General features: G+C 66.4%; 14 protein-coding genes and 1 tRNA gene. 7 read left to right on the top strand and 8 right to left on the bottom strand.

Features of this window, described 5'->3' with window-relative positions; translation table 11 throughout:
* Positions 1–61 precede the first annotated feature (61 nt).
* Positions 62–862 (top strand): hypothetical protein, encoded by an 801-nt coding sequence (locus ACUZUJ_RS01395; protein WP_049447202.1) that lies wholly within the window; start codon positions 62–64, stop codon positions 860–862.
* 73 nt (positions 863–935) lie between these two features.
* Here ACUZUJ_RS01395 and ACUZUJ_RS01390 read toward each other — a convergent pair whose 3' ends face one another.
* From ACUZUJ_RS01390 to rocF, 3 genes are all read right to left on the bottom strand, one after another.
* On the bottom strand, positions 936–1,157 hold the full coding sequence (locus ACUZUJ_RS01390; protein ID WP_004153772.1) for a CsbD family protein: 222 nt from the start codon (positions 1,155–1,157) through the stop codon (positions 936–938).
* A 202-nt stretch (positions 1,158–1,359) separates the two neighbouring features.
* Entirely contained in the window at positions 1,360–1,497 is a 138-nt protein-coding gene (locus ACUZUJ_RS01385) for an entericidin A/B family lipoprotein (RefSeq protein WP_008266021.1), read from the bottom strand.
* Positions 1,498–1,659: 162 nt separating this feature from the next.
* Complete coding sequence (gene rocF / locus ACUZUJ_RS01380) at positions 1,660–2,580, bottom strand: arginase (protein WP_004153767.1); 921 nt, start codon at positions 2,578–2,580, stop codon at positions 1,660–1,662.
* Positions 2,581–2,885: 305 nt separating this feature from the next.
* Here rocF and ACUZUJ_RS01375 point away from each other — a divergent pair, with 305 nt between their 5' ends.
* The 4 genes from ACUZUJ_RS01375 to ACUZUJ_RS01360 all read left to right on the top strand — a co-directional run bounded on the left by ACUZUJ_RS01375 (position 2,886) and on the right by ACUZUJ_RS01360 (position 6,017).
* Positions 2,886–3,305: a hypothetical protein gene (locus ACUZUJ_RS01375; RefSeq protein WP_235434967.1), complete on the top strand. Its 420-nt coding sequence runs from the start codon at positions 2,886–2,888 to the stop codon at positions 3,303–3,305.
* Between the two features lie 636 nt (positions 3,306–3,941).
* Positions 3,942–4,346, top strand: coding sequence for a hypothetical protein (locus ACUZUJ_RS01370; protein WP_458220219.1), 405 nt, complete (start codon positions 3,942–3,944; stop codon positions 4,344–4,346).
* Positions 4,347–4,574: 228 nt separating this feature from the next.
* Positions 4,575–5,177 carry a hypothetical protein gene (locus ACUZUJ_RS01365; RefSeq protein ID WP_147416459.1) on the top strand — a complete coding sequence of 201 codons (603 nt, stop codon included), beginning with the start codon at positions 4,575–4,577 and terminating at the stop codon, positions 5,175–5,177.
* 54 nt (positions 5,178–5,231) lie between these two features.
* Positions 5,232–6,017 carry a hypothetical protein gene (locus ACUZUJ_RS01360; RefSeq protein ID WP_152682166.1) on the top strand — a complete coding sequence of 262 codons (786 nt, stop codon included), beginning with the start codon at positions 5,232–5,234 and terminating at the stop codon, positions 6,015–6,017.
* A 111-nt stretch (positions 6,018–6,128) separates the two neighbouring features.
* On the opposite strand, the gene ACUZUJ_RS01355 is transcribed toward ACUZUJ_RS01360, so the two are convergent.
* The 4 genes from ACUZUJ_RS01355 to birA all read right to left on the bottom strand — a co-directional run bounded on the left by ACUZUJ_RS01355 (position 6,129) and on the right by birA (position 8,805).
* Positions 6,129–6,204 (bottom strand) — tRNA-Thr (locus ACUZUJ_RS01355).
* Positions 6,205–6,244: 40 nt separating this feature from the next.
* Entirely contained in the window at positions 6,245–7,099 is an 855-nt protein-coding gene (locus tag ACUZUJ_RS01350) for an SPOR domain-containing protein (protein WP_049447211.1), read from the bottom strand.
* A gap of 9 nt (positions 7,100–7,108) precedes the next feature.
* The gene (locus ACUZUJ_RS01345) at positions 7,109–7,840 is read right to left on the bottom strand and encodes a type III pantothenate kinase (protein ID WP_049435511.1); all 732 of its coding nucleotides are present in this window, start codon (positions 7,838–7,840) and stop codon (positions 7,109–7,111) included.
* Complete coding sequence (gene birA / locus ACUZUJ_RS01340) at positions 7,837–8,805, bottom strand: bifunctional biotin--[acetyl-CoA-carboxylase] ligase/biotin operon repressor BirA (protein WP_049447244.1); 969 nt, start codon at positions 8,803–8,805, stop codon at positions 7,837–7,839. The genes ACUZUJ_RS01345 and birA overlap by 4 nt, the downstream gene beginning before the upstream one ends.
* 144 nt (positions 8,806–8,949) lie before the next feature.
* Between birA and ACUZUJ_RS01335 the strand changes: the two genes are divergently transcribed.
* Both ACUZUJ_RS01335 and ACUZUJ_RS01330 read left to right on the top strand, forming a co-directional pair.
* Entirely contained in the window at positions 8,950–9,234 is a 285-nt protein-coding gene (locus ACUZUJ_RS01335; RefSeq protein WP_014035646.1) for a hypothetical protein, read from the top strand.
* A complete protein-coding gene (locus tag ACUZUJ_RS01330) occupies positions 9,201–9,992 on the top strand; it encodes a M90 family metallopeptidase (protein WP_201370092.1) in 792 nt (263 codons plus the stop codon). The genes ACUZUJ_RS01335 and ACUZUJ_RS01330 overlap by 34 nt, the downstream gene beginning before the upstream one ends.
* A 298-nt stretch (positions 9,993–10,290) precedes the next feature.
* Here the strand turns inward: ACUZUJ_RS01330 and ACUZUJ_RS01325 are convergent, their stop codons facing one another.
* Positions 10,291–11,715 (bottom strand): ATP-binding protein, encoded by a 1,425-nt coding sequence (locus tag ACUZUJ_RS01325; protein ID WP_075675605.1) that lies wholly within the window; start codon positions 11,713–11,715, stop codon positions 10,291–10,293.
* Between the last annotated feature and the right edge of the window lie 24 nt (positions 11,716–11,739).

Genomic DNA, 11,739 nt, shown 5'->3' with positions numbered 1-11,739 from the left:
GCCACCAACCCCGTCAGGGCCTGCGGCGCGTTCATTCACGCAACCCCGCTGGAGACGCCCGATGAAACGCCTGCTGCCCCTGCTGCTGATCCTGCCCCTGGCCGGCTTCCGCCCGGCTCCGATGCCGCCGCCGGTGTACGAGGGCGGCCCCGTGCGCATGGCCCTGGTCGACCGCGACCGCGGTACCGAACTGCGCAGCTACCCGGCCGAAGGCCAGCGCTGGGTGGCCGGCGAGCGCGGCCACCGCTATGCCGTGCGCCTGTACAACGACAGCCCGCGCCGGGTGCTGGTGGTGCTGTCGGTGGACGGCGTCAACGCCATCTCCGGCGAAGATGCCGATCCCTCGCAGACCGGCTATGTGCTCAATCCCGGCCAGCGCGCCGACATCACCGGCTGGCGCAAGAGCCAGGACGAAGTAGCGCAGTTCGTGTTCAGCAGCCCCAGCGGCAGCTATGCCAGCCGCACCGGCCGCCCGGACAACATCGGTGTGGTGGGCGTGGCCGTGTTCGAGGAAGCGCGCCGCTGGCGGCCCGAGCCGATCCTGCGCCGTGGCCCGCCGCTGCCGGCCCCGGCACCGGCGGCGGAAGCGGCGGCCGATGCCAGCGCCAGCCGCATCGAGGGCTACGCCAGCAAGTCGCAGGCGCCGGCGCTGGGTACCGGCCATGGCGCACGCGAGCAGTCCTCGGTGCGCGACACCGACTTTGAACGCGCCAGCCGCAGCCCCGCACAGGTCCTGCAGCTGCGTTACGACAGCGCCCGCAACCTGCGTGCGCGCGGCATCCTGGTGGATTCGCCCTCGCGCCTGCCGCGCGAGCCGCAGGCCTTCCCGAACCGCTACGTGCCGGACCCGCCGGCGCGCTGATCACCCCGCCCAGACAACACAACGCCCGCAACCTCTCGGTGCGGGCGTCGTGCTGTGGGGGAAACCGAAGCGCTTACTTGTAGTCCGGGTAGTCCTTGCTCACCGCGTCCTGGAACTCACGTACTTCCTTCTCCGCGCGGTCCTTGGCCCAGCCATAACGTTCCTGCAGGCGGCCGGCCAGGTATTCGGCATTGCCTTCGGCCACATCGAAGTCGTCGTTGGTCAGATCGCCCCACTTGGCCTGGGCCTTGCCCTTCAGCTGCGACCACTTGCCGGAAATGATGTCTTTGTTCATTGCTGGGAGTCCTTGGTTGCAACGGCGTTCTTACCGTGGCTCCAGCTTCGCGCAGCGGCTGTTGAGTGCCGGTCAACCGGCAATGAAATACATGCTCACGTGCTTGAATGGTTCACTCCGCTTCGACAGACGCAGCGAAACGCACGCACAAAAAAAGGCCGGGGATGTCCCCGGCCTTTTCTCTTTCAGTTGCGTGCGGGGCTCAACGGCCCTTGGCGGTGTCTTCAACCTTTTCGCCCGCCTTCTGCACGTCCTTGCCGGCGCCGGCAATGGTGTTGCAACCGGCCAGCAGGGCCACCGAGAACATCGACAACAGCATCAGGGCAACTACGCGCTTCATGGGCTTCTCCTTGGGTTCGCCGCTATACCGCTTCATTCGCGGATGGGATTCTTTCGCTCGGCGGGAGGGCACCAATGCCCACTGCCGCCGCGTGAAGTGCAATCTGGCGGCAGGGGCGTGGAGCGGGTGTGAACGGTTCGAGATTCCGTTCAGCAGGGGCGCTCAGTCGCGCATCAGCGTGGACTTGCCAAACAGGCTTTCCACCAGGTCCACGGCCAGTTCGGCGGTGGCATTCTGCTTGTCCAGCAAGGGGTTGAGCTCGACGATATCCAGCGAACCCATGCGCCCGGTGTCGGCAATCATCTCCATCACCAGCTGCGCCTCGCGGTAGTTCACCCCGCCCGGCACGGTGGTGCCCACGCCCGGCGCGATGCTCGGGTCGAGGAAGTCCACATCGAAGCTGACATGCAGGTGGGTGTTCTCGTCGATGCCGGCCAGCGCCGCTTCAACCGCGCGCTTCATGCCGTTCTCGTCGATGTAGCGCATGTCGTACACATCGACCTTGTGGGTCTTGATCAGGCGCTTCTCTTCCGGGTCCACCGAGCGGATGCCGATCTGGTGCATCTGCGCCGGGGTGATCGCCGGCGACGTGCCGCCCAGGCGGGTCAGCGCGTCCGGGCCGAGGCCACACAGGCACGCCACCGGCATGCCGTGGATGTTGCCCGACGGGGTCACATCGCTGGTGTTGAAGTCCGAATGCGCATCCAGCCACAGCACGCGCAGGGTCTTGCCCTGCTCGCGGCACCAGCGCGCGACAGCGGTGATCGAACCGATGCCCAGGCAGTGGTCGCCGCCGAGCATGATCGGCATTCGGCCGGCCTGCAGTTCGGCGTAGCTGGCTTCCATCAGTGCGTGGTTCCACGCCACCACTTCATCCAGATGGCGGTAGCCTTCCACCGGCGCGGTCCACGGGTTGCGCGGGCCATCCAGGTTGCCCAGGTCGCGCACGTCCACGCCGCGCGCCTCCAGCGCCTCCGGCAGGCCCGCCACGCGCAGTGCTTCCGGCCCCAGCCGTGCACCGCGATGGCCCGCACCCACATCAGTGGGAACGCCAATCAGGGATACGGAAATGGGATGGGCCATGGGTGCCTCCTGCGGTGGGGAAAAAGAAGCACAGTCTAGCCAGAGCTGTGTGACACCACTCGCGGCGGTGCAGCAGGCGGTGATCCAGAACACCGGGGCCACGCTGGCGTTCCTGGTCAGACATCCCAGCGCTGGTCCGTAAGGAAACCGACCTTTCTTGACCGACCTCACAGCCAGGTCGGTATCGCCTCTTATCCACGGCGGCCATTGTCTCCACGCTGCGCCGGCACCCCAACGGTGCCTCTTCAATTCCCCAACAAAGGAGAACGACGCGCATGAAACATGCACTCACTGGATGTGCGGTATTGGCGATTGCCCTGGGCGGACTGGTTGCGCCAGATGCCCGTGCGTCTTCCCAGCGCATCACGCATACGGTGACCTCCGATGCGCTTGCAATGCACACGCAAGGCGCACGCCAGGTGCTCGACTGGGTGGCGCAGCGTGTAAAGCCAACGTTCGCCCCGCAGGGCTATGGCAACGTGCAGGTGGAACGGCGGGCGTTCTCGGTAGGGCGCGCGTCCGCACGCTCGGACGGATCGATTCCCGGAAAGCTGCCGGAGCAGGGCATTCCCGGTGAGATCTGCCGGGTGGAAAACCTGCTTCCCGACGGCTCCCTGCAGACATGGGAATTCACCTGGGTGGAACCCTCATCGGGCCATGGCGGTGGCTGGGATGTCACGGGGTACACCTACAAGAAGGGCAATGACCCGGTAAACCAGCAGTAACTGCTCGCTGCCCTGCCCCGCATCAGACACGCTGCCGCGGAATCTCGGCAAACCGGTGTCAGGCGCCGCATGTGAACGTTGTTGCGTGCGGCAGGGCCTTGCTGGCTGTCCATGAGGACGCTCAAGATCCGGACGGAACGCGTTGGGATTCACATCTGGTAGGGTGTTCTGGCAACGCCGCCAGGACAGTTAAGCCAGCTTTACTTCGCGGGCCATCATGGGCCGCGCGGCAGCGAAGGTGTGGACGGATTCATCGATGGCGACGGCACTGCGCAATATGTCGCTTCTGGCATTGCACTGCTCGAAACAGGCCAAACGCAATAATTCATTTTTCCTTTCAGATCACTCGATGCCATCGAAACAAACGACTGGCAGGCAGTGATTTCGCGTGCGCATGATGAATCGCCACCTGCAAAGGTGGCCGGGACTTCCAAGCCCGTGTTGTCAACGATGTATACGCTTGCCAGTCGGCGTCGTCTTTTCAGGGGCGGCGCCGGCTGGCAATCCGTTCGCCGATCGACGGCGGGCGGTGCGTGGGGGCCTCGTGCCCGCCGATTCGTTGACCCGGTCTTGGAAGCCACGCATCGCCCGCCACCCTACCGTGGCGGCACCTCTGTTCCTGACGAGGATGCCCGCATGTCCAGAACCCACCACCCGTACCTGACCGCCACCCTGGGCGAGGCCGCCCTGCGCCTGCCGCCCGAACTGGCGCAGCCGTTGGAAGCCGCTTTTGCCGCTGCGAACGAGGCACCCGCGCCGATCAATCTTACCGGCTGCCTGCAGCGCATCCGCGCCGGTGATGCCGCCGACGGACAGCCGTGGCAAGGGCCGGCCAGCACACCCGGCCATGCCGTGGCAGCCGCACGCAGGGACCGCGCCGCGGTGGGTTTGGTGTCGCTGTTGGAGCTGTACCACGCCACCGAGCGCGTGCGCGTGGACGGGGAAGAGAAGGACGACATCGGCGACGGCACGCGCGAAGGGCTGATGCTGGCCTGCCGGGGGCTGGCGGAGTATGTGGCGTTGCAGGTGGGTACGAGGTAGTTGGCGAGAAGATCTGCACAAATGCCTGAATTCTACTTCGTTGTGGAGTGTTTCCTTGCACTCGCACACGCGCGACTCATTACCGAGGGTGATACTCGACGACGCCGAGGGATACTCAATACCAAGACCGAAGTCACATCTACCCCTGTCGATCTCATGTCAACTGCTCCGCGTGGCTTCGAAACCACGGTGCACCACGCATCCTTCTAGACCAAGGAGAGATCTAGCATGAGAATGAATTCCAAGAGCATATTGGCCGCCTCCACTATCGCATTGGGAAGCGCACTCCTTTTCACAGGTTGCAATCTGAAGAGTGTTCGGGCTTATGGCGAGTGCAGCGGAAAACAAGCGGGTGGCGGAGAGTGCAAGGCGGGCATGGAAGTTATCTGGGAAGGGGACGGCGGTGGGAAGAAGGGCATTTACAACTCCCTGCTGTCTTCGCTCAGCGCACTCCCAGATGCCGCGACGTTTGAGCTGGATACATCCGGATCAACCATACCGTATCCTGCCACGGGCAATGCGGTACTCCGGGTAAAGAACGTCGCTACCGGCGTAATCAGCGCGTCCCAGACGTTTTCATGGATCAGGACAGGCACTGTGATCCGAGTTGCGGACCCTAACGCGGTGAATGCCTGGGTATACGCAAATGTGGGTAATGGCGATGCCTTGAGCTACGACCTACTCCCCTTCCATTCGGCATACGGAAATGGTCCGCAGGTTATCGCTGGGCAAGCCAAACAGGAAGGCATTACCAAGGCGAGCTACTACTTGGAGTTCGAAGGACGGGATTGCGTCAACCACCCGTCGCCGCACTTGTGCATGGAGATGTAGTAAACAACAGGAGATGCGGGTGCACCTTGAGCACCCGCACCTTTGGGAGAAGCGATGAAAGGAGTCGTACTCGCCGCATTCGCCGCCTACATCCTGGCAGGCTGCGCCACAACGATTGGATTGCCACAAGGCATCCCTCCGGATGGCTATACCGAGCTGGTGTCCACGCCTCTCGGGCCATTCCGCTACTTCCGGTCTCTCTCCATTGTTCCAGGGCGCAAGGACCTGCCCGCTCTGGAATCGTTTCACTGCACCAACACCCAGCACGAAATCCTGCTCTTGACGGCTGCAGGATCACCGGTTGACGTTGCCGATACCTGCATGCGCATTGATGCAGCAGCGAAGTTCTCCGAATCATGGATAGAAGCAAAGGCTAACAGATACCGGATTCTTCTCGCGCCAACGGATACCGCCGCGACGATACAGTCGCGTGCTTTGGGATCGTTCTCGGGTGGGAAGACATTGGCACTTGCGGCTTCGATACATGACGACCGCGGACGGACAGTTGCAAACCTTGTCGATCTGGTCGCACACGAGACATTCCATGCGCTAGGTCATGCTACAAGGCACCCTCAGGCGCTTGATGAACGCATCGCCTACTACGCCGGACTCTGCGCACAGCTTCAGGTAAATGGCGTTGTTCGAGAGGATTCGCTGCCTGGAGCCGCCATCGGTACGGACGAAGCTGCAGTGCAGCTGTCTTCGCAAGCAGCCTATCGTGTCCGTCTCGAGACCTATCCCCTTCTCGCCGATGGCCGCATTCAAATGAATGAGCAATCTGGCGAACGTATGCTCCAGCGTTGCAGCCAACTCAGAAGGAGTCTTACGAGGTCGCGTTGAACACGCCTGCAGACCCACATTCTTTCCAGAACGGCAACGCACAAAAAAACCCGCCATTGCAGCGGGTTGATTGTTCCCAGTGGACATGTGCGGATGCCAAGGGATCGAAGATGGTGCCGCTTATCCGAATCGAACGGATGACCTACTGTTTACAAGACAGTTGCTCTACCAACTGAGCTAAAGCGGCATGGGTGGTGCACCGGCGGCAGCGCCGCGGTCCGGGGATTCTAGCGCAACCGCGTGCATTCCAGCGACCGGCTCTGTGCCGCCCCGCTGCGCTGCTGGGCCTGGGCCGGCTGCGTGCCCGCCGCCAGCTGCCCTTCCAGCCACCATTGGCCGGCGTCGCCGCTGGCGACCAGGCGCGGCTGGAAGCCGGCGGCCTGCACCGCCGCCATGCGCCGCTCTGCGCCTTCGCGGTTGCGGTACTGGCCCAGCGCCACGGCGTTGGCCTCCTCGCCCTGGCTGATGATGTAGTAGTCGCTCAGGCCGGCGGCGACGATGCGCTTCACGGTGGCCTGCGCTTCGTCGCGGTTGGCGGCGGCCGGCAGCATCACCCGGTAACGGGCACTGCCGCTGGCAGCGGGCTGTTCGCGCAGGCGCACCTGGCTGAGCTGCGTGCCAGCCTTGCCCTGCGCGCTGCTCGCGGCGGCGCGGTCGGCGAACGGGCCCAGTGCGACGCAGCGCGGCGGCTCGGCGGCTGCGGGCGGGGTTACGGGTTTTTCCGGTGCCGGTACGGGTGCAGGCGGCGCTACCGGCTTGGCAGCGGCAGCAACCGCCGCAGCGTCAGCCGTCTGCGGCTTGGGAATGTCCGGCTTGGCCGGCACGGCCGGCACCGGCGCGGGCGTCGCAGCCACAGCCGTCTTCGCGGCCGGTTCGCGTTCCACCAGCGGCGCGGTCGGGGCAGCGGCCGTCGCTTCGGCTGCGGCATTGGCATCCACACCACTGGGCACCCAGCGCAGCTCGGCCACGCCGGCCGGTTGCGGCGGCGGCGCGGGCAGTTGCGGTGCATCGCGCAGCAGCCACCAGCAGGCGACGCCAAGATTGAGGATGGCCAGTACGACGATCAGGGCACGGGTCAGCATGCGCGGATACTAGCCTGCGGGCTGGTGCACCGCCCAGCGGGCGAGGCCATCCAGCACCAGCGAGGGGTGGTAGTCGGCGCCGGGCAGCAGCGGCATCAGCGCCGGTGCGCCGCCACCATGCACCAGCAGCGACGGTGCCACGCCCAGCAGCGTGTGCGCCTGCTGTGCACTGCGTTCGATCAGCGCCACGGCCGCGCCGTCGCAGCCAGAGGCCAGCGCGTCGGCGGTGTCGTTGGCGAATTCGCTGTAGTCGCCGCCGGTCGCCGGCAGCTGCACCGCACGCGCGTGCAGTGCTTCGCGCATGGTGGTGGGCGATGCGGAAATGCGGCCCCCGTGGTGCTGGCCATCGGCGTCGAGCAGGTCAATGGTCAGTGCGGTGCCCACGCCGACCACCAGCACCGGGCGCTGCGCCTTGGCCGCAGCCAGCAGGGCCAGGAAGCGGTCAACGCCGAACTTTTCCGGCTTGGCATAGGCAATGCGCACGCCCGCGCATTCGGCGCTGGTGCGCACGACATGCACGTGCTCGAAGCGGCGCTGCAGCTGGTCCAGCATGGCGCTGGTCAGCGAGGGTGCGGCCACGCTGGCCACGAACGCGGTGCGGCCGCTGGGCAGGCTGTGCGGCGGTTGCCCGGCCATGCCTTCGGCGCCATGCGCCCAGGCCTGCACGTCACCGGCGCGGTCGCCCTGCAACGGCGCGAACTTGAAGCGCGAGTTGCCCAGGTCGAACAACCAATCGCTCATGCTGCCCTCACGCTGACTTCGCCGGCGTGCAGCAGGCGTTCCTGGCCATCGATGCGCACGCGCAATGCGCCGTCATCGGCCAGGCCTAGCGCGGTACCGTGCTGCCACTGCCCATCCAGTTCCACGCGTACTTCGCGGCCGGCCAGCATGTCGAAGGCGGCGTAGCGCGGCAGGAACGGAGCGAGGCCTTCGCGATCGAATTCTTCCAGCGCCGGCAGCAGGCGCGTCAGCACGGCCGCAACGACCACGTTGCGGTCCACCGGCGTGCCGGCCAGCGTGTCCAGGTCCACCCACGGCTGGGTGATCTGCTCGGCGAACGACGGCGGCATGTGCGTGTTGATGCCGATGCCGATCACCGCGCGCGCCGGGCCGGCGTATTCGCCACCACCTTCAGCGAGCAGGCCAACCAGCTTGCGCTTGCCATCGACGATCAGGTCGTTGGGCCACTTCAGCTGCGCCTGGGTGTAGCCCAGGTCGTGCAGCGCTTCGGCCACGGCGATGCCGGCCACCAGGCTCAGCCCGGCCAGGCGGCCGAGGCCACCGGAGTACAGGCGCAGCACCGACAGGTAGATATGCGCGGCCAGCGGCGAGGCCCAGGTGCGGCCACGACGGCCGCGGCCACCGGTCTGGCGTTCGGCCAGCAGGACGCTGACCCCGCGCTGGGGCGCGCTGCAACGCAGCAATTCGGCGTTGGTCGAATCCACCGTCCAGGCCACCTGCAGGTCGTGCAGCAGCGGCAGAACCCCTGCCGGCAGGCCGGCGCGGATCGCGTCCGGGTCCAGCAGATCGACCGCCCGGGTCAGGCCATAGCCTTCGCCGGCGCGGCCCTCTACGTCCACACCGGCGGCCCTAAGCCCTTGAATGCGCTTCCAAATTGCCGCCCGGGTCTGGCCCAGCTCACGGGCCAGGGCGTCGCCGGACAGGCGACCGGCAGCGAGTTTGGCCAGCAATTGGCGATCGTCCACGGCAGCTTCCACGAAGTCAGGAAGGAATTATGCGGGAAAGCCGCCAGCGACGCCCGCCACGCTGGGTTCCGCGGGGGCTTCCAACGGGGCGGCGAGTTCGGGCTAGAATCGGGAACTCACCTTCCCTTAACGTGGATGTCGTCAATGCGCCGTTATGCCCATTGCCTGATCCTGCTGATGATGCCCTTCGCGGCGTCTGCGACAGCAGCGCTGGACGACAGCCGCGGCGCCTGCGTGTCGTCCAACGGTGATGCCGCCTCGCAGCGCGCACCGACCGCGACCGCCTCGGCCGCCACCACCAAGCCGGCGGCGGTACGCCCGGCCGCCAGCAGTGCCACCAGCACCGGCGGCGGTGGCAGCGACGATGACGTGCTGCAACGCATCCGTGCGCCGAAGTGGCACAGCTACCTGCCGGGAATGTTCCGCTGATCAAGTCGTTGCTGCAGTGGCTGCGGCCTGCGCCGCGGCCGATCGACGATGCACTGTGGGAAGACGCCTGCGGCCGCGCGGCCTGGTTGCACGGACTGGACGACGAACGCCGTGCGCGCCTGCGCGTACTGGCCACGCGCTTCCTGCACGAGAAGACCATTACCCCGATCGGCGAGCTGCAGCTGCAGGCCGGTGACGGCGTGCTGCTGGCGGCACTGTGCTGCCTGCCGCTGCTGGAGTTCGGCGAGGTGGGGCTGGAAGGCTGGTCGCAGCTGATCGTCTACCCCGATGCGTTCCGCGTGCACCGCAGCCACATGGATGCGGCCGGCGTGCTGCACGAGTGGGATGACGAGCTGATCGGCGAGTCGTGGGACAGTGGTCCGTTGATCCTGTCCTGGGCCGACGTGCAGGCCGACCTGGCCGCCCCCCACGAGGGTTACTGCGTGGCGGTGCACGAGATGGTGCACAAGCTGGATGCGCTGGATGGCGCGATGGACGGCACCCCGCCGCTGCCACGCGAATGGCAGCGCGAATGGGCGGGCATTTTCCAGCGCGCCTACGATGCCTTCTGTGCGCAGGTGGATGCGGGCGAGGAAACGCTGATCGATCCGTATGCGGCCGAGGCGCCGGAAGAGTTCTTCGCGGTGGCCAGCGAGTACCACTTCTCGGCGCCGGATCTGCTGCAGCAGGCGTTGCCGGAAGTGGCCGCGCAGCTGCGGCGGTTCTATGGCGAGCCACCGAAGATCGAACTGCGGTAGTGCCGGCCGCTGGCCGGCAACCTGACACTGCCACCGAAGCTCATGAGGTTGCCGGCCAGCGGCCGGCACTACCGGAACACCACGCGTTGTTGCGCCAGGCGAAGCCCGGCGGACGGGAACGCGCAGCTGCGGCGGTTCTATGGCGAGCCACCGAAGATCGAATTGCGGTAGTGCCGGCCGCTGGCCGGCAGCCTGGCACTGCCACCGAAGATCATGAGGTTGCCGGCCAGCGGCCGGCACTACCGGAACACCAGGCGTTGTTGCGCGAGGCGATGCCCGGTGGACGGGAATGCGCGGCTTACGGCCCCGGCGGCAGGCGCACTTCGAAGCGGGCACCGCCCAGTTCGGCCGAACGGCCCACGGTCAGTTCGCCGCGGTAATCCTTGATCAGGTCCTGCACGATCGACAGGCCGATGCCGTGGCCCTGCACGCGCTCGTCGCCACGCACGCCACGCTGCAGCACCTTGCCGATGTCGTCCGGGGCAATGCCCGGGCCATCGTCATCCACCGCCAGCAGCAGGCCGGCACGGCGTGCGTTCGGGGCCGGCAGCGGCTGCGCGGTCAACAGCACGCGGCGGTTGGCCCATTTGAAGGCGTTCTCCAGCAGATTACCGAGCAGTTCCTGCAGGTCGCCCGGTTCGCCGTGGAAGCGCGCCGCCGGGTCGATATCGAATTCGCACAGCACGCCCTTGGAGGCGTAGACCTTTTCCAGGCCACGCACGATTTCCTCGGCATTGGACTCGATCGGCAACGGCGCGGAGAACAGCTTGTGGCCCGACGAGGCCGCGCGCGCCAGCTGGTACGAGACCAGGTTGTTCATGCGCTGCAGCTGCACGTCCAGCTCCTCGCGCAGTGCGGTGTCGCCGGCACCGCTGTCCATCTGCGTGCGCAGCACCGCGATCGGCGTCTTCAGGCTGTGCGCCAGGTCGGCCAAGGTGTTGCGCTGGCGCTCGAGGTTCTCGCGCTCGCTTTCGATGAAGGCGTTGATACTGTCGGTCAGCGGTTCCAGCTCGCGCGGGTGGCGCTCGCTCATGCGCTCGGTCTCGCCGCGCTGCACCTTGGTCAGCTCGGTGATCACGCGGCGCAGCGGGCGCAGGCTCCACTGCAGGATGACGGTCTGCAGCAGCAGCAGGATCAGGCCGATGCCGCCCAGGTAGAACCAGACGCGGCCACGGAACACGCGCAGCTGCGCACCCAGCGCGCGCGAATCTTCCATCACGTAGATGGTGTACGGGAATTCGGTGGCGGGATCGGCGTCGGCGCCCCACACCAGGCCCAGGCCATAGCGGTAGACCGAGCCCTGGCTGCCATCGATCTGGATCATCGGCAGCGGGCCTTCGAACACTTCCTGGCGCGGCGCCAGCAGGCCACCACCGACGGTGGGCAGCATGGGACCTTCGGCGGACATCGAATTGCCCTTGCCGTGCGGCATCACCACCTGCAGGTACAGGCCACTGCCCGGCACGTCGAAGCGCGAATCCGGCGGCTGCTCGCGGATGTACAGCGAGCGGTCGCGGGTGAAGTCGATGCCGGCCGCGTAGGAGGTGGCGTAGTTCTTCAGGCGCTCACGCAGGTTCGCCTTCGCCGTATCGGCGAAGGCGGCGTCGAGCGCGTAACCGGCCAGGGCCAGGAACGCGACCAGGCCCACGGACGCGGCGAGCATCTGGCGCGCCTGCAGTGAGCGCGGCCGCCAGCGTCGGAAGAACCACAGACGGCCGGACATCGTGTTATCGCCAGGGTGAGCCGG

The organism is Stenotrophomonas sp. S4 (assembly GCF_054187805.2).
Note: the sequence above shows the minus strand (reverse complement) of the source record. Positions and strands in the feature narration are given on the sequence as shown.